Source organism: Mycolicibacterium novocastrense (assembly GCF_001499835.1).
Lineage (GTDB): Bacteria > Actinomycetota > Actinomycetes > Mycobacteriales > Mycobacteriaceae > Mycobacterium > Mycobacterium novocastrense.
Map to the genome: position 1 here is coordinate 81,928 of NZ_LQIH01000015.1, position 18,379 is coordinate 100,306.

At 64.8% G+C, this 18,379-nt stretch carries 8 protein-coding genes; 4 read left to right on the plus strand and 4 right to left on the minus strand.

Going from position 1 to position 18,379, the window contains the following annotated elements; genetic code table 11:
- Positions 1 to 4 precede the first annotated feature (4 nt).
- The 3 genes from AU072_RS13605 to AU072_RS13615 all read left to right on the plus strand — a co-directional run bounded on the left by AU072_RS13605 (position 5) and on the right by AU072_RS13615 (position 2,996).
- Positions 5 to 679: a glycine-rich domain-containing protein gene (locus AU072_RS13605; protein WP_064414253.1), complete on the plus strand. Its 675-nt coding sequence runs from the start codon at positions 5 to 7 to the stop codon at positions 677 to 679.
- A gap of 61 nt (positions 680 to 740) precedes the next feature.
- Positions 741 to 1,544 carry a crotonase/enoyl-CoA hydratase family protein gene (locus AU072_RS13610; protein WP_064414269.1) on the plus strand — a complete coding sequence of 268 codons (804 nt, stop codon included), beginning with the start codon at positions 741 to 743 and terminating at the stop codon, positions 1,542 to 1,544.
- 144 nt (positions 1,545 to 1,688) lie between these two features.
- Positions 1,689 to 2,996, plus strand: a complete 1,308-nt coding sequence (locus AU072_RS13615) for a S1C family serine protease (protein WP_064414254.1) — start codon at positions 1,689 to 1,691, stop codon at positions 2,994 to 2,996.
- A gap of 49 nt (positions 2,997 to 3,045) precedes the next feature.
- Here the strand turns inward: AU072_RS13615 and AU072_RS13620 are convergent, their stop codons facing one another.
- The 4 genes from AU072_RS13620 to AU072_RS13635 all read right to left on the minus strand — a co-directional run bounded on the left by AU072_RS13620 (position 3,046) and on the right by AU072_RS13635 (position 7,608).
- On the minus strand, positions 3,046 to 4,353 hold the full coding sequence (locus tag AU072_RS13620) for a cytochrome P450 (RefSeq protein ID WP_064414255.1): 1,308 nt from the start codon (positions 4,351 to 4,353) through the stop codon (positions 3,046 to 3,048).
- A 4-nt stretch (positions 4,354 to 4,357) separates the two neighbouring features.
- Positions 4,358 to 4,543, minus strand: a complete 186-nt coding sequence (locus AU072_RS13625) for a hypothetical protein (RefSeq protein WP_064405940.1) — start codon at positions 4,541 to 4,543, stop codon at positions 4,358 to 4,360.
- 528 nt (positions 4,544 to 5,071) lie between these two features.
- Positions 5,072 to 6,700 carry an ABC transporter permease gene (locus AU072_RS13630; RefSeq protein ID WP_064414256.1) on the minus strand — a complete coding sequence of 543 codons (1,629 nt, stop codon included), beginning with the start codon at positions 6,698 to 6,700 and terminating at the stop codon, positions 5,072 to 5,074.
- Positions 6,697 to 7,608 carry an ABC transporter ATP-binding protein gene (locus AU072_RS13635; protein ID WP_328586858.1) on the minus strand — a complete coding sequence of 304 codons (912 nt, stop codon included), beginning with the start codon at positions 7,606 to 7,608 and terminating at the stop codon, positions 6,697 to 6,699. The genes AU072_RS13630 and AU072_RS13635 overlap by 4 nt, the downstream gene beginning before the upstream one ends.
- A gap of 784 nt (positions 7,609 to 8,392) precedes the next feature.
- On the opposite strand from AU072_RS13635, the gene AU072_RS13640 reads away from it, so the two are divergent.
- Positions 8,393 to 18,379: non-ribosomal peptide synthetase (locus AU072_RS13640; RefSeq protein ID WP_120271670.1), on the plus strand; the 9,987-nt coding region annotated here is incomplete at its 3' end.

The following is an 18,379-nucleotide window of genomic DNA, read 5'->3' on the forward strand; positions in this document are numbered from 1 at the left end:
GGCCGTGGCGCATGAAGGTCGACTTGAAGCGGCGTTGGCGTTCGAAGCGCCCTACGTGATCGATCGACTTGTCAGGGACCGGGTCGTCGCGAGCCGGGAGTCTGCCGAACAACTCTTCACCGAGGCGAAGAAATACCTCGTGCTGTGCGCGGCAACCCCTGACAAGGCGTTCGACATGTGTTCGGCGATGGTGGACGAAGCCTGGCACGCCTTCGTGCTGTTCACCACCGAGTACACCGACTACGGTCAGCGTTACTTCGGGCGCTACGTCCACCACGCGCCCGCCGGTGAGCGAGGCGGGCCCGAAACGACGCTACTTGACGGTCGCCCACAAGAGACCGCTTCCTTCGACGACTTCTGCCGGCGATACGAGGAGTTGTTCGGCCACCCGCTTCCAGCAATCTGGTACGACAGCGACAACGTCGCTCCGTGCACCCGGGTCATCAACGATATGGCGCAGACTTTGACGGTCACCACCGAGAACCACACCATCCACATAATGAATAGCACGGGTGACACGGTGCTCGCGGTCGATGAAATAGCAAGTGAGGCAGTAGAATTCATCGTCGATACGCACGCGTTCTACGTTCGCGAGCTCCCGGGTGACCTCACCGCGGCCGAGAAGGCCGGCGTGATCGAGCCCCTCGTGCGCTTGGGCGTGCTACGTCTGGCACCGTAGCCGGCTCGTCAAGCGAGGCCCTGACCCCAAATCGGCACCGCTGCGCGGTATGTTGCCACGCGTGAGCGAAGACAGGGTTCGAGTGGAGATCAGTGGCAGCGGCGTGGCCACCGTGACGATGATTCGCGCAGACAAGCACAACGCGCTCGACCACGCCATGTTCGAAGGCCTGGTCAATGCCGCTGAGCAGGTCGCCGGCGTCCCCTCGATCCGCGCGGTCGTGTTGCATGGCGAGGGTAAGAGCTTCTGCTCGGGCCTGGACGTCGCAAGCTTCGCGGCCCAGCGGGGTGGCACGAACGTCCTGTTGAACCGAGACGCCGATCACCCGGCCAACTTCGCCCAGCGCGTGTCGTACGACTGGTCGCTGGTGCCGGCGCCCGTCATCGCCGCGATCCACGGCAACTGTTTTGGCGGCGGTCTTCAGATCGCGCTGGGCGCAGACATCCGGATAGCGGCTGCCGACGCGAGGTTGTCCATCATGGAAATCAAGTGGGGCCTCGTTCCCGACATGGGTATCACGCAGACGCTGCCCCGGCTGATACCAATCGACGTCGCCAAGGAGTTGACGTTCACCGGGCGCATCGTCTCCGGCAGTGAGGCGTCGGAGGTCGGTCTGGTCACTCGAACCGCGGACGATCCGCTTGCCGCTGCGTTGGAACTTGCCGGTGAGATCGCGCAGAAATCTCCGGATGCCGTGCGCGCCGCCAAGCGTCTCTACAACGCGACCTGGGCCAGTGATGACGCCGCGGCGGCGCTCTCGTGTGAATCACAGTTGCAGACCGGACTGCTCGGTAAGCCCAATCAGATCGCTGCTGTCATGGCCGGGATGTCGGGGCAGCAGCCCGTCTTCACCGATCCGGAATAGAACCGCTTCCTCGGCGGTGTGACGATCACAATTCGATCTCTCGGAATTTGTTGAGTCAGTTCTCAGTCCACTCTCAGTCAACGCGGGGACCGTGTGCTGAGGCCATGTGGGCTGATCAACGATCCAGAAAGAGAACGAACGCAAATGACCAACACTCCGCGGTATACCACGGACCAGCCCGCGAGTTCGGCTGCGGCGCAGTCGTATCTGCACTACCAGGCTCACATCCCCTCACATCTGCGCTATGAGTGGCGTCACGGCCAGCCGCCACCCTTTGACCTGAATCACCCTGCGCAGCAAGCCGATACCGCTCCGATCCCCAGGATTCAACTGAAGAAGTCTCGCCGCGGACTCGTCGTCGCCGGCGCTGTCGTTTGCGCGGTGGTCGGCGGCGGGATCGGCGCCGCTGTCGTGGGCATCGACGACCGTACGCACCACCCGGTCGCCGCGCAGACACCGATCGGTAGTGCGCCCCTCACACCACGCGCCGCGGCCACCGCGCCCGCGGGTACGGTCGAGGAGGTCGCGGCCCGGGTGCTGCCGAGCGTCGTCCAGTTGAAGATCGACTTGGGTGGTGAGGGCCCTTCGGGTTCGGGGATCGTGTTGAGCGACGACGGCCTCATCCTCACCAACAACCACGTCGTGGCTGCCGCGGCCGGAGGCGAGCGGGGAGTGTTTCCCAGCTCGCGACGTGGCGCGCCCACGGCAACCGTGGCCTTCTCCGACGGCAGAACCGCACCCTTCACCGTTGTCGGTACCGACCCATCGGGCGACCTTGCCGTCGTTCGCGCCGAGGGGGTTTCCGGATTGACGCCCATCGCCATCGGATCCTCGGCGGACGTGAAAGTCGGCGAGCAGGTCGTCGCGATCGGCTCGCCCCTCGGCTTGCAGGGAACGGTGACGACGGGCATCGTCAGCGCGCTGAACCGGCCGGTGTCCGCCGGCGGCGAGGCGGGTGGCGACGTCACCGTGCTCAACGCCATCCAGACAGATGCCGCGGTGAACCCGGGTAACTCCGGCGGCGCATTAGTGAACATGCGCGGCGAGTTGATCGGCGTGAACTCCGCAATCGCGAGCATGGGCGGCGGCTCCGGCGGTCCGAGCGGTTCCATCGGGCTGGGCTTCGCGATCCCCTCGGATCAGGCCAAGCGTGTCGCCCACGAACTGGTCACGACGGGCTCCGCCAGTCACGGTGCGCTCGGTGTGAAGCTTGGTAGAGAAGCCACCAAGGCCGGCGGCGCAGCCGTCGCCGTCGTCAACGGTGGGCCCGCATCCGCGGCTGGACTGCCGGGCGAAGCAGTGATCACCAAGATCGACAACCAGCCGATCGACGGCCCTGAGGCGCTCGTGGCGGCGATCCGCTCGCGCGCCCCCGGGGAGAGCGTTTCCGTCACCTATCTCGACGGAGCGGGGGCTGCTCAGACGGCGCAGGTCACGCTGGGCGAAGCGTAGGGCCGGCTTCCGGACCAGCAGGCGAATCCTCGCGGTGGCGCTGATCGCCTCAGATCGGCGTGAATTCCAGGTGCAGTTCCTTGAGGCGTCGAAACAGGAAAGTCCGGTCCCACGCGAACCGGCGATCACCTGCCGGCCCGTGCCGGTGCTCCGAGAGGCGGATATCCGCCATCCGGTCAAGGACCCGCTCCAAGGTCAGGCGTGCCTCGGCCCGGGCGATGGGGGCGCCCGGGCAGGTGTGGATACCGCGTCCGAACGCGATGTGCTGCAGCATGTTTGGTCGGTCCAGACGGAACTCTGCGGGCTCGTCGAACCGTCTCGGATCGCGGTTGGCCGCGCCGTTCATCACGAGGATGCTCGCACCTGCCCGCACATCGACGTCGCCGATCCTGGTCGTGCGCCGCGCCATGCGGAAGTTGGATTTGATCGGGCTTTCGAATCGAAGCAGCTCCTCGATGAACGGCGAGATCTTTGATCGGTCCTCGCGCAGTTGCGCTTGGAGGTCAGGCCGTTCGGCCAGCATCAGCATCGCGCTACTCATGAAGTCGACCGAGGTGCCGTGGCCGGCGGCGAACATGAACGTCGCGACGCGAGCGACGTCCATCGCGCCAGGTGTGGTCCCGTCGGGGAATTTCGCCGTCGCGAGCTCGGTGAGGACGTCGTCAGCCGGCCGGCGACGACGCTCTTCGATGTAGTGGACGAACCACTCCTCGCGGGCGCCGACGAAGTCTCGGCGTTCACCTTTGAGCCTGCTGACTTCCGCGGCGCTGCGGAATCTATCCAGGTCGGCCTCCGGGACGCCCAGCAGATGAGCGATCGCCACCACCGTGAACGGGAAGCTGTAGTCGAGGACGAACTCGCACTTCCCCCGCTCGACGAAGCAGTCGAGCTGCTCATCGGCGAGACGCCAGAGGAAGTCGGCGTTGTTCTTGAGTTGCTTGGGCGTGAACAACCTGCTCAACAAGGAGCGGTGCGCGGTGTGCTTCGGCGGATCGAAGGTGATGAAGTAATCACCGAACGTCACCTTGTGCTGGTGGCGTTCGATCAGATCGGAGATGTCATCGCTGTTGGTGTCGACCGGAATCCCCGACCAGGGGCCGCTGACGATATTGCATACCGACAAGTCCTGGGCGGGATCGCGTTGCACGGCGACGGCCTCGTCGTACCCCGACACCATCACCACACCGTGCGCCGGTTCACGCCGCACGGGGCAACGACGTATCGCGTCGTAATAGTCGTAGGGATCCTCCACGAGCGACCTGTCGGTGAAGAAGTCGAGGTCCTCGAGGCTGCTGACGCTACGCCCCTTTTGAGGTCTCAGAAGGGATACCTCGGACGCATGCAGGCGGTCGCGCATCAGCTCATTGCGCTAGCTTCGTGGCCTTCTGAACGCGTGGCAGAGATCCACTGTTCGCTTCCACATACAGGTCATTGGCCCGTTTCTGTTCCACCGCAAGTACTTCTAGCGCCGTGACGGCACGTGTGAGGAGTTCGAAGGCTTCCTCGACCTGTTCCTTCATTTCGCCGAAGACCGGTATCAATCCCATGCGGGTTTCCCTTCAACGCGAGCCGCGACCACTAAGGTTGTCGAATGCGTCTGCTGCTCCGATACATCGTAGGTCAGCCCACCGAACCTCGGTCGCGAGTTCGCCAGACGTCCGCGACGGACACGGCGACAGCGCCGAGATGCGGTCAAAAAGTTTCCTAGGTAACTGCATTCAGGGCTGTTGATCGCGGCGCGAGTGTGGGCCGCACAGCAAGCGGGTCGCCGGTCGGCATCGTCCTCCGGCAGAGCGTATGGGGGCTCGTGCACCCGACTGGCTCCGCCTTCATCCGTGATGCCGACTTCACTCAATTCGGGCGATACATGCGTATGGCCTGGGGTGGAATGTTTTTCTCCGATGAACTCACGTCGCGCCGGTATGCGCAGGAGACGATTTGCTCGTCGTCAATACGAATACCGGGGAATCGATTCGAAGAATGGTTGTGCGCACAGATCCTCGGTCAAAGACGAGGCGAGATTTGCATACAACTAATTTAGCGATTGCCGCTGCGCAGTCGAGTCCTGCCGCGGCTCACGTCGCCAAGTCACGCCGGACATACCCATGAACCCCCACCGCGACGGACCCCACGCCAATGAGCACGAGAATCGCGGCTGCCGTCCAGTCGAACGGTGCGCCCGCAGCGGTGGTGAGGTGCGTCCACGGCGACAGTCCGTCGATCCACGACGGAGAATTCGTTGTCTGGGCAACCACATTGATCATGTAGCCACCGACCAGCGGGAGTGCGCCGAGCACACCGACGGCGGAGGGGAACCACCCAACGCCGACTGCGGCCAGACCGATCGCAAGCCACGCCGCCGGCACGAAGATCAGCGCATTCGCGAGGGCATCGGTGAGCTGCATCGGGCCACCGGTGATCCTGGCGCCACCCCAGACGGCGACTGCAGCCGAGCAATGCAACACGAGCACTCCACAGGCGGTCACGACGATCTCGGCAGAGATCAGCCGCGAGCGAGAAAGTGGCTGAGCCAACAGCAGGGTCCGCCGGCCCGCATTCTCATCTGCGACGGTTCGCGCGAGCTGCATCGTCGCGTAGAGCCCGGTCGCGATGGCCAGCACGCCGAACATAGACGTCGCGAAGACCTCCGGAATGTCGTCAACACCCGTTCCGGCTGCAACCGCTAGTTGAGCGAACCGCGAATTGGTGGCGAACAAGTCGAGGACCGAGGCGAGCAACGCGCCGGCGACCAGGAAGTAGGCCGAGATGCCCAATGCCCACCACTGGGTGATCCGTAGGCTGCTACGAACGGCGAAACCCTCGACGGAGTGCAGCAGTCGGTATCGCCGCCGACGGGTCTTGGGCATCGCCACAAGGCCGCTCGCCAGATCACGGCGCTCTGCAGCGGCGATAGCCGCACCGGCCAGCACCACCGGGATCATGCTCAGTATGAGCAACGGCAGGATTCGGTTCTCCGCGTAAGGTGCCGTGCGGTTCATCAGCCCGAACGGTGTCGTCCAAGCCAACCACGCCAGTTGACTGCTTCCATCGGCGAGCATGCGCAATGCGAGCGCAGTTCCGAGAACCCCGGTCGCCAGTGCCGTGGCACCGAACCTCGTCGTGGCCAGTTGCCCGGTGAGTGCCCCCGTTATAGCGAAAGTCGAACTGACACAGGCAATACCAATCGAATAGATCACCGTACCGGCCGTCTCCGTACCGGCCGCCAGAAGTCCCGCCGCCACACACGCGCCGACCAGAGCGGCGGCGCCGACAAGGACCGCGAGACAGCGGACGACAAGGTCCACAACTCGCAGTCGGCTCGCAAGGAGGAGATCCCACCTTCCGGCGTCTTCCTCACCGCGAGTGATACGGGTCGCGACGAGGATGATCCATACGCTGGCGAGCAACGTCACGGGAATGCCGGTGCGCCACACGGCAAAGCCACCGGGATCGTCGAGAGCGATGGGCGGGCCCGAGAGGATCCGGACCGCGGGATTCTCCGAAAGTGCCTCCATGCCCGACTCATCCAGCAGATCGCCGATCGGTTGGTATTGGTTCGCGACCCACGCCGACATGACCCCGCAGACCACCGCAACCGCCACGGCTCCACCTCGCACCTGGTGCACCGCAAGTCGGGCCACAGCGCGCCCCGGCGCCAGCCGGAGCCCGACGGCCGACGAACCGAGCCGCGTGTCGGTGGTCATGGCGGCGCCTCACCGTAGTAGTCGAGAAAGATCTCCTCGAGTGTGGGTTCGCGCATCGCGAGTGCGGTGACATCGGCGGCGGCCAGCGCCTGCAGTGCGGGTCCGGGCGGGCCGGTCAGGCTGAACCGCAACCGGTCTCGGTCCAGTTGCTCGACGTTCGCCACGCCTGCTACCCCGGTGAGGGACGGCGGGGCACCGCGACAGGACACCTCGACCACCGTTCTGCGCAGCCGCCGCAGATCGGCGATGCTGTCGATCTCGACGATCCGCCCGGCACGAAGTATGGCCACGCGGTCACACACGGCCTCCACCTCGGCCAGCTGATGCGAGCTGAGGAACACCGTCTGGCCCCTCTCGCGTGCCTCTGCGACGCAGCAGCGAAACTCCCGCTCCATGAGGGGATCCAATCCGCTCGTCGGCTCGTCGAGTACCAGAAGCGGAGCACGGGTGGCGAATGCCGCCACGATGGCGACTTTCTGGCGGTTGCCCGTCGAATACGTCCTTGCGGGCTTGTCCAGCTCGAGCCGGAATCGGTCGACCAGGTGGTCGCGGTAGGGCGCGTCGACCCCTGGGCCCAGGGACCCGAGTAACTCGAGGGTCTCGGCGCCAGTCAGTCTCGGCCAAAGCGCTACATCAGCGGGTACGTACGCGAGGAACGAATGCGACCTCCGAACGTCCCCGACAGCGCAGTCGAAGATCTCCGCGCTCCCTGCCGTCTGACTTATCAGTCCCAGCAGGAGGCGGATCGTCGTCGACTTGCCGGCACCATTGGGTCCCAGGAAACCGAACACCTCGCCGGGCTCCACCGTCATCGTCACGTCGTTGACGGCGACCACATGGCCGAACCGCTTCGTCAGCCCCTTCGCTCGGATAGCAGGGCCGCCGCCGGCTCGGGCCTGGGATGGCACTCTCAGAGGGTAAGTCAGCGCACCGTAGGCGCCACGGTCTTTCGCCAGCTCACGCGAGGTCGGGGCGCGTCACAAGCGGCCGCATCAGACAACGCGGTTTCGAGTGTTTTACCAGTAATTCGAAATAGCGTCTGGCGTCAATTTAAGGCGCGGCTGGGGGGCTAATTCGATTGTGCGCTCTTCAGTTTTCCATTCGGTGTTCGCTGGCAGTTATCGGGCACGAACCGCAATACGCGTCGGAATGGATGGTTCCACCACGACCCGCGCCCCGGATTCAATAGGGTTAAAAGTTTGCTGAGGGCGGGCTTTTCGGTGCCTGAAAGCTTGCTGTACGCAGCGTCAAGCGCTGGAACAGCTTTGGTCGTCAAAGCTTCTGCAGCGCGATAACCAGCGCAAATCGGGTGATCAAGCCTGCACCGGGAGATCGACGCCTTTGGCCTCGACGCACCCGCGAGGAATCTTTGCCAAAACAGCACACTAACCGCCATTCGGATGAGTAGGGTTTTGGCTTGCCGGCGTCAATTCATGTCTTCGGCGGTCTGGAGCACTGATGGAGATCGATCCGTTCGAATATGGCTACGCCGTAGCCCAGAACGGGTGTGACGAAGCACGACTATCCATGCAGGCGGTGGCCGGGCCTCGCCGGTGTCTCAACTGGGGGCGGTTCGCTTCCGGAGAAGCGCGGTGCGGCCCCTCTGAATTGCAGCCAGCAGCAGTGGCCGATGAACGGTCGCAAGTATTCGATCCGCTTTCCTGATCAATAACCCTCTCAGGCGGGAGTGGAATGGAACTTGATAATGAAACCTTTCCGCTTACGCGCGGGCAGCTGGACATCTGGCTTGCGGAGAAATCGGGCAGCTTCGGGCCGAAATGGCAACTCGGCGAGTTGGTTCTGATCGAGGGAAGGGTCAACCTCGGCCTGGTCAAGCCGGCCATCATCCAGGCGGTGCGCGAGGCGGAACCCCTTCGAGCCGTCTTTTTCGAGATCGACGGGGCGGTCTACCAAAGACCGATCGACTACCCCGACATCGAGCTCGCCCGCTACGACCTCATGGACTCGCAGAATCCGGCGCAGGACGCCCTTTTGGTGGCGTCGTCAATCCAACGGAAATTGATGCCCCTGGACGGTCCGCTGTTCAAATTCGCGTTGCTGCAGACCCGGGTCGACGAGTTCTATGTCTTCGCCTGCTGCCACCACATCGTGGTGGATGGCATCGGGCTGACACTCCTTTGTCATCGGATGGCGGAGATCTATTCGGCGATGGCTGCAGACCAACCCGTCCCGCCTGCCTACTTCGGATCGCTGCGCGACTTGATCGCCTGCGAAGCGGACTATGAATCGTCGCCGGACTACCTCGATGACTATGCCTATTGGACGAGGAACCTCCCGCAAGACAGCGAACCGGCGTATCGGCCGCCAGACGTGGAGACGGGCGGGCGCAGTGAGGAGTCGTCCGCGCCGATTCCACTGAACCCATCTGCTGTGGACGCGATTCAGGTGTTGTCACAGAGCTTGGAAGTCCGCCGCTCTTCGGTCGTCACAGCAGCGTGCGCACTTCTGGTCCGCGCCTTTGAGACGCACCGATCAGAAGTTGTGCTCGACTTCCCCGTCAGTAGGCGACTGCGTCCGGAAACCTTGTTGGTGGCCGGAATGGTCTCTGGCTTCGTGCCGCTTGTGTTGAGTGCCCCGCCGGGCAGGACCGTCGCGGAGTTCTGCGGCCACGTCCACACCAGGATGCGAGAAGCGCTGCAGCATCAACGTTTCCCGGTCCACTCCCTCGACTACCGCGCACGACTTCGAGGCTCTGGTCAGGCGTCGAATCGGGTGGTCGTCAACTACATACCCGCCAAGCACACCGCGCACCTGGTTGATGCGGAAGCCACGGGAACGCTGACTCACGCCGGGCCCGTCGAATTCGGGCTCGTGTTCTTCAAGGACGACGACCAGCTCTACCTGAACACCGTTGGCGGTGGACACTTCTTCGCTGGTTGTGATGTCCGCGGCTTGGCGGCGCGGCTGGAGCGGATCCTGTCCACGATGGCTGCTGACCCAGAGCGGCCGCTGGCTTCGATCAGCGTGCTCGACGATCACGAGCAGACCCTCCTCGATGGACTCGGCAATCGCAGGGTGTTGTCGGATTCTCGCCCGGCGGTGACCATTCCGGAGTTGTTCCTCGATCAGGTGACGCGCGCACCGGAGGCAGTCGCGGTGAGCTCCGAGGGCCGATCGATGACGTACCTCGAGTTGGACGAGGCCTCGAATCGGTTGGCGCAGTCCTTGGTGGAACTGGGCGCGGGTCCGGGCCGGTGTGTGGCGTTGTTGTTACCGCGCTCAGCCGACGCGGTCGTGGCCATGTTGGCGGTACTCAAGACGGGAGCGGCGTATCTGCCGATCGACCCGGTCTTACCGGAGGATCGAATCGACTTCATGGTCACCGACGCCGCACCTGTCGCCACGATCACCACCGCGGAGTTGGCTGCCCGGCTCGACCAACCGACCACGGTGGTCATCGATCTCGACGATTCCGCGACCGACCTTCGAACTTCTGCCGCATTGGCGATGCCGCGCGGTGACGACCTCGCTTACCTGATCTATACCTCGGGCACCACGGGTGTGCCCAAGGCCGTGGGGATTACGCATGACAACGTGACGCAACTGTTGGCGTCGCAAGAGCTGGGCTTCGGACCGGTGCGGGTTTGGGCGCACAGTCATTCGTTGGCTTTCGATGTGTCGGTGTGGGAGATCTTCGGCGCGCTGCTGCGCGGTGGTCGGGTGGTGGTGGTCACCGAGGACGTGGTGGGTTCGGCCGAGGATTTTCATGCGTTGCTGACGGATGAGCGCGTCGACGTACTGACCCAAACCCCCTCGGCCGTGGCGGTGTTGCCGTCCTCGGGGCTGCAGTCGGTGGCGTTGGTGGTGGTGGGCGAGGCGTGTCCTGCTGAGGTGGTGGACCGATGGGCGCCGGGGCGGGTGATGGTCAATGCCTACGGGCCGACCGAGACGACGATGTGTGTGGCGATCAGTGCGCCGTTGACGGCGGGCTCGGGTGTGCCGCCGATCGGTGTGCCGGTGGGTGGGGCTGCGCTGTTTGTCCTCGACGGCTGGCTGCGGCAAGTGCCGGTGGGTGTCGTGGGGGAGTTGTACGTCGCTGGTGCGGGGGTGGGGGCGGGCTATGTGGGCCGCCCGGGGCTGACAGCAGCACGGTTTGTGGCGTGTCCGTTCGGATCACCGGGGGCGCGGATGTATCGCACGGGCGATGTGGTGCGGTGGCGGGACGACGGGCAGCTCGACTACCTGGGCCGGGTCGATGAGCAGGTCAAGATCCGCGGCTACCGCATCGAACTCGGCGAGATTCACTCCGTGCTCGCACAACTGGACGGGGTGGGACAGGCGGCGGTGATCGCCCGTGAGGACCGCCCCGGCGAGAAGCGGCTGGTCGGCTACATCACCGGCACAGCCGAGCCGTCTGCAGTGCGTGCGCAGCTGGCCGAGCGGCTACCTTCCTATATGGTGCCGGCGGCGATCGTCGTGATCGAAGCGCTGCCGTTGACACCCAACGGCAAACTCGACGCCCACGCCCTACCTCCACCCGAATCACAGCGTGGTGATGGTTATCGACCCCCCGCCAACGCCGTCGAGGAGATCCTGGCCGGGATCTACGCCGAGGTGCTGGGCCTGGAACGTGTCGGAGTGGACGACTCCTTCTTCGATCTGGGTGGCGATTCGTTGCTGGCGATGCGCCTGTCGGCCACCGTCAATTCCGCTCTGTGCGCCGATCTTTCGGTGCCCACCGTGTTCGAGGCACCCACGGTCGCCCAGCTGGCGCTCCGGGTCGGCGTGGGATCACGCGGGCTTCAGCCCCTGGCTCCGATGAAGCGACCGGCGGTGGTGCCGCTGTCCTACGCCCAGCAGCGGTTGTGGTTCGTCGACCAGTTGCAGGGTCCCTCAGCGGTGTACAACATGGCGGCCGCGTTGCGGTTGAGCGGCGACCTGGATCGTGAGGCGTTCGGCGCCGCACTGGCCGATGTGGTGGCCCGCCACGAAAGCCTGCGCACGCTACTTCCCGCCGCCGACGGATCGCCCCGGCAGCTGGTGCTGCCGCCCGAACGGGCCGACTTCGGGTGGGAGGTCGTCGATGCCGTCGGGTGGTCGCCGCCGCGCCTCGACGAGGCCCTCAGCACGCTGGCGCAGCAGGGCTTCGACCTGACATCGGAGATCCCATTGCGGGCCAAGCTTTTCCGAGTTGATGACCATGAGCATGTGCTGGTGGCCGTCGCACACCACATCGCCGCCGACGGTCTGTCGATACTGCCGTTGATCAGAGATCTCACCGTCGCTTACACCAGCCGATCGGCTGGACTGAGCCCCGATTGGGAACCGCTGCCGGTGCAGTACGTCGATTACACGCTGTGGCAGCGCCAACTCCTGGGCGATCTCGACGATGACCAGAGCCCCATCTGCGCGCAGCTGGCCTACTGGGAGCGGACGCTGGCCGGCCTGCCCGAACACCTGCCACTGCCCACCGACCGTCCCTATCCGCCGGTGGCCGATCAGCATGGCGCGAGCTTGGTGGTGGATTGGTCAGCCGAGTTGCAGCAGACCGTCGGACGAGTGGCGCGCGAGCACAACGTGACCAGCTTCATGCTGTTGCAGGCCGCGCTGGCGGTGCTGCTCTCGAAGATCAGCGCCTGTCCCGAGGTGGCCGTCGGTTTCCCGATCGCCGGGCGGCGCGACCCCGCACTCGCGGAACTGGTCGGCTTCTTCGTCAACACGTTGGTGCTTCGCGTCGACCTGAGCGGTGATCCCGACGTAGCCGACCTGTTGGCTCAGGTGCGCCAGCGCAGCCTCGAGGCCTTCGAGAACCAAGACGTGCCTTTCGAAGTGCTCGTCGAGCGGCTCAACCCGTCCAGGTCGTTGGGGCATCATCCCTTGATCCAGGTGATGTTGGGGTGGCAGTTCGCAGGAGATACCGATCTGGCCTCCGGATTGGCGTTGGAAGGTCTTCACATCGCGTCGGTGCCGGTGGAGACCCACACGGCCCGTATGGATCTGGCCATTTCACTGGCGGAACGCTGGGACGACACGGGCGAACCCGCGGGAATCGGCGGCACGGTCGAGTTTCGCACCGACGTGTTCGATGCGGCGAGCATTGAGAAGCTGATCCGACGCTTTGAGCGCGTGTTGACGGCGATTTGCGCCGACCCGGCACAGCGAATCTCGTCGATCGACCTACTCGATGACGCCGAGCACTCCCGGCTGGATGGGTTCGGCAACCGCGCGATGTTGACCGAGCCCCCCACGCCGGTGTCCGTTCCGGCACGGTTCGCCGACCAGGTCGCCCGGTTCCCCGACGCGCCGGCAGTCACCTTCGAAGACCGGGCGATGACATACCGCGAGTTGAATCTGGCGGCCAACCGCTTGGCACACTTTCTGGCCGGACGTGGAGCAGGACCGGGACAGACTGTGGCACTGCTCTTTCCGCGCTCAGCCGAGGCGGTCGTCGCAATCCTGGCAGTCCTGAAGGTCGGGGCCGCGTACTTGCCCATCGATCCCGCCCTGCCGGCGTCGCGGATCGACTTCATGATCACAGATGCCGCCCCGATCGCCGCGGTCACCACGGCCGACCTCCGCGCACTGCTCGGCGGGTGCACCGTCGAGATCATCGACATCGCCGATCCACGCATTGCGGACCAAGCTGGTACCGATCTGCCCCATCCCGCGCCGGACGATCTGGCGCACATCATCTACACCTCGGGCACGACCGGTGCGCCCAAAGGAGTCACCGTCACCCACTACAACGTCGTCCAGCTGTTCGACTCTCTGGAAATCGGAGTGGAGCTGGCACCGGGGCAGGTGTGGACGCAATTCCATTCCTACGCCTTCGATTTCTCGGTATGGGAGATATGGGGCGCCTTGCTTTTCGGTGGCCGCTTGGTCGTGGTATCTGACTCGGTCGCGCGCTCCCCGCAAGACTTCCACGCGCTACTGATCAGACAACAGGTCACCGTGTTGACCCAGACTCCCTCCGCCGTGGGGATGCTGTCACCCGAAGGGTTGGGCTCGGCCGCACTCGTCATCGGTGCCGAGCCCTGCCCAGCCGAGCTGGTCGACCGGTGGGCGCCGGGTCGGGTGATGGTCAACGTCTACGGCCCGACGGAGACCACGATGTGGGCATCGAAGAGCGCGCCGTTGACACCCGGTTCAGGGGCGCCGCCGATCGGCTCCCCGACGGCGTGGGCGGCGTTCTTCGTACTCGACGGCTCACTACGACAGGTGCCGGCGGGCGTGGTGGGCGAGTTGTATATCGCCGGGCGCGGTGTCGGCGTGGGTTACGTGCGCAGACCAAAGCTGACCGCAGCGCGGTTCGTGGCGTGTCCATTTGGGTTGCCGGGATCTCGGATGTATCGCACCGGGGATGTGGTGCGGTGGCGTGCCGATGGGCAGCTTGATTATCTGGGTCGGGTTGATGAGCAGGTCAAGGTTCGTGGATATCGCATCGAACTCGGCGAGATCCAGTCCGCGCTGCTCGGGCTCGACGGGGTGGAGCAGGCGGCGGTGATCGCGCGTGAAGATCGTCCCGGTGATAAGCGTTTGGTGGGCTATGTCACCGAAACACCGGGCTGCACGGTCGATGTGGGTCGTGCGCGTAGCGCGCTGGCCGAGTGTCTGCCGGCGTATATGGTGCCCGCCGCAGTGGTGGTCATCGGCGCGCTACCAATCAACGTCAACGGCAAACTCGACACCCGTGCATTACCGGCACCCGAATACGCCGCAGCGGGATACCGCGCGCCCACTGATGCCGTTGAGGAGGTGTTGGCCGGGATCTATGCCGAGGTGTTGGGCCTGGATCAGGTGGGGGTGGATGATTCGTTCTTCGATCTGGGTGGGGACAGCATCTCGTCGATGCAGGTGGTGGCCCGAGCGCGCGCGGCGGGGTTGGTGTGTCGCCCGCGCGATATTTTCGTCGAGCAGACGGTGGCCCGGTTGGCCCGGGTTGTCGAGGTCGCCGACGAGGGTCTCGCTCCGGTCGATGAGGGCACCGGGCCGGTGGCCGCCACCCCGATCATGCGATGGCTGACGAACCGGCAAGGCCCGATTGACGAGTTCAACCAGACGGTGGTGCTGCAGGCCCCCGATGGGGTCACCGAGTCCGATGTGGCTGCGGTGCTGCAGGCGCTGCTGGACCGACACGCCATGTTGCGGTTGCGCGCCGAGCGTGACGGTGACGGCGGACGGTCATTCGTCGTTCCGGGCGCCGGGTCGGTGGATGTCTGTCTGACGTCGGTCGAGGCGTTGTCTGAGCATGCGCTCCTGGCAGCGCGGTCACGATTGGATCTGGCCGCTGGCGTGATGGTGAGTGCCCTGTGGGTGACCTCGACGAAACAGTTGGTGTTGATCGTCCACCACCTGACCGTTGACGGGGTGTCGTGGCGAATACTGGTGGAAGACCTCAACATCGCCTGGACCCAGCGCCGCAGCGGGCAGCCGATCACCCTGCCGGTGGTGGAGACCTCGTTTGCCCGCTGGTCGGCACTGTTGGCTGACCATGCTTATGCCCCAGCGGTCATGGGTCAGGCCGAGGTCTGGAAACGGGTGGCTGAGGTTCCCGCGCTGTTGCCCGGGCCCCAGCCCGCTGATACTTATGCCGGTGCTGGGCAGTGGTCGGTGTCGTTGGGCACCGAGACCACCGCGGTGTTGGTGGGGCAGGTGCCCGCGGCGTTCCGCACCGGTATCCACGAGATTTTGTTGATCGCGTTGGCGATCGCGGTGGGTGAGTTTGTTGGTGCCGGTGGGCCGGTGGGTATCGATGTGGAGGGCCACGGCCGTGATGAGGACATCGCGGCCGGGGTGGATCTGACCCGCACGGTGGGCTGGTTCACTGCCAAATACCCTGTTGCCCTGGATATCCGTCGATTGTCGTGGGCGCAGGTCAGTGCCGGTGACACGGCGTTGGGTGCGGTGGTCAAAGACGCCAAAGAACAACTTCGTGCTCTGCCCGACCCACTGACCTACGGTCTGCTGCGCTATCTCAACCCCGACATCGAGCTACCCGAGCACGATCCCCCGATCGGATTCAACTACCTGGGCCGACTCACCAGCACCGGACAAGAATCGTCCGACGAACTGTGGCGCATCGGACCCGACGGAGTGTCGCTGACCGGTGTTGCCGCAGCGGTCCCGATGCCGTTGGCCCACACCGTCGAACTCAACGCCGGCACTGTCGACACCGGCACCGGTCCACAACTACACGCCCACTGGACATGGGCACCCTCAACGCTCGATTCCGAGCGGGTCAACCGACTGAGTCGGCTCTGGTTCGAGGCTTTGACCGGCATCTGCACCCACGTCCGCGCAGGGGGCGGCGGCCTCACCCCCTCCGACATCGCACCGGCCCGGTTGACCCAGCACCAAATCGATGAACTCACCGAGCGTTACGACGTCACCGACATCCTGCCGTTGACGCCTTTGCAGCAGGGGTTGCTCTTCCACACCAGCACCGCGAAGGCGAGTGAGGATGTCTATGCGGTCCAGCTGGTGATCACCTTGAGCGGCGCCCTCGACTCCTCTCGGCTACGCGAAGCGGTGACCACCGTCGTCAAGCGTCATCCGAACCTCGCGGCCCGCTTCCACATTCAGTTCGACGAGCCGGTCCAGACTATCCCGGCCGATCCCGCCGTTGGGTGGCGGTATATCGAACTCATCTCCGATGAGCAGATCGAGCGGGTACGGACTGAAGAGCGAGCAGCGGTCTGTGATCTGTTCGGCCAGCGGATCTTTCGAGCTGCTCTGATCCGCACCGCACACGATCGGCACCGGTTCGTCCTCACCTTCCACCACATCGTGATGGACGGCTGGTCGCTGCCGATCCTCGTCGCGGAGATCTTCGCCAGCTACCACGGGCACCAGCTACCCACCCCCGCGCCGTACCGCAGCTTCATCTCCTGGCTCGCCGGACGCGACGAGGACACCGCTGCGAGCGCCTGGCGCGACGTATTCGTCGGCTTCGAAGAAGCGACGCTGGTGGGCCCCGCCGACCGGTCGAATGCCGGCCGTCGCGGTGTGGAGAGCTTCCGCCTGCCCGCTGAGATATCCAGCGATATCGGCGAATTGGCACGCTCGCTTCATACCACTGTCAATATTGTGCTCCAGTCGGCGTGGGCTCAATTGCTGATGTGGCTGACCGGCCAGAACGACGTCGCCTTCGGCACCGTGGTTTCGGGGAGGCCAACCGAGCTGGCCGGCGCGGAATCGATGGTCGGGCTGTTGATCAACACCGTGCCGGTGCGAGCGGCGATGACCCCCGCCATCACGACGGCCGACCTGATCACCGGGCTGCAGCGCGTCCACAACGCCACCCTGGATCACCAGCACATCGCGCTGAGCGAGATCCACCGCATCACCGGACATGATCAACTTTTCGACACCCTGTTCGTGTACGAGAACTATCCCGTCGACGCCACTGCCTTGTCCGGCATGACCGAATTGATGATTACCGATGTGTGCGGTCATGAATCCACCCACTACCCGCTGACGATCGCGGTCCGGCCCGGCGCCGAACTGGAAATGCGCGTCGAGTTCGACACCGATGCGTTCGAAGAGTTCAATATCCACGGGCTGATCGGGCGGTTGAGGGGGATCTTGGCCTCGATGACCGCGGACCCGGCACGGCGGCTGTCAGCCGTGGATCTGCTGGACGCTTCTGAACGCAGCCGCCTCGACGACCTCGGCAACCGCGCCGCGCTGAGTCGGCCGGCGACCGGTGTGTCCATACCGGAGTTGTTCGCCGCGCAGGTGGCCCGGATGCCCAACGCGGTGGCCCTGAGTTACCAGGGCCGGTCGATGACCTACCTGGACTTGGATCTGGCGGCGAATCGGCTCGTGCAATCATTGATCGATCTCGGCGCAGGCCCCGGAAGCACTGTCGCGCTGTTCTTTTCACGCTGTCCGGAAGCGATCGCCGCGATGCTGGCGGTGCTCAAGACGGGAGCGGCATATCTGCCGATCGACCCGGATCTGCCCGCTGAACGGATCGGATTCATCTTCGTCGATGCCGCGCCGGTGGCCGCGATCACCACAGCTGATCTGGCCGCCCGACTGGACCAACCAACCGTGCTGATCATCGATCGCGAGGATCCCGCCGTCGACGACCAACCCGTCACCACAGTGCCGATGCCCGACCGCGACGACATCGCCTACGTGATCTACACCTCGGGGACCACCGGTGTGCCCAAGGGGGTGGCCATCACCCACCGCAACGTCACCGAGGTGCTTGCGCCCAAGAATGCGGATCCAGATGCGCCGACAAGAGTGTGGGCACAGTGCCATTCCCTGGCCTACGACGCCTCGGTCGAAGAGGTCTGGGGCGCACTGCTGGGCGGTGACCGGTTGGTGATCGTTCCCGAATCAGTGGCCGGCTCGGCCGACGAGTTACACGCGTTACTCACCGCCGAGCAGGTCACCTTCCTGAGCCAAACCCCTTCCGCAGCAGCGGTGTTGCCCCCCAGCGGGTTGCCGTCGATGACGCTGCTGGTCGCCGGTGAGGCGTGTCCGGCTGAGGTGGTGGATCGGTGGGCGCCGGGCCGGGTGATGGTCAACGCCTACGGTCCGACCGAGACGACTGTGTGTGCCTGCCGGACGGGACCTTTGACGGCGGGCACGGGGGCGCCACCGATTGGTGTGGCGATAGAGGGCGCGGCGGTGTTTGTGCTGGACGGTTGGTTGCGTTCGGTGCCGGTGGGTGTGGTGGGGGAGTTGTATGTGGCTGGTGTG

Coding starts and splice junctions, on each gene's coding strand:
- AU072_RS13615 (WP_064414254.1), top strand. CDS start 1,689: ATGACCAACACTCCGCGGTATACCACGGACCAGCCCGCGAGTTCGGCT.
- AU072_RS13620 (WP_064414255.1), bottom strand. CDS start 4,353: ATGCGCGACCGCCTGCATGCGTCCGAGGTATCCCTTCTGAGACCTCAA.
- AU072_RS13630 (WP_064414256.1), bottom strand. CDS start 6,700: ATGACCACCGACACGCGGCTCGGTTCGTCGGCCGTCGGGCTCCGGCTG.
- AU072_RS13625 (WP_064405940.1), bottom strand. CDS start 4,543: ATGGGATTGATACCGGTCTTCGGCGAAATGAAGGAACAGGTCGAGGAA.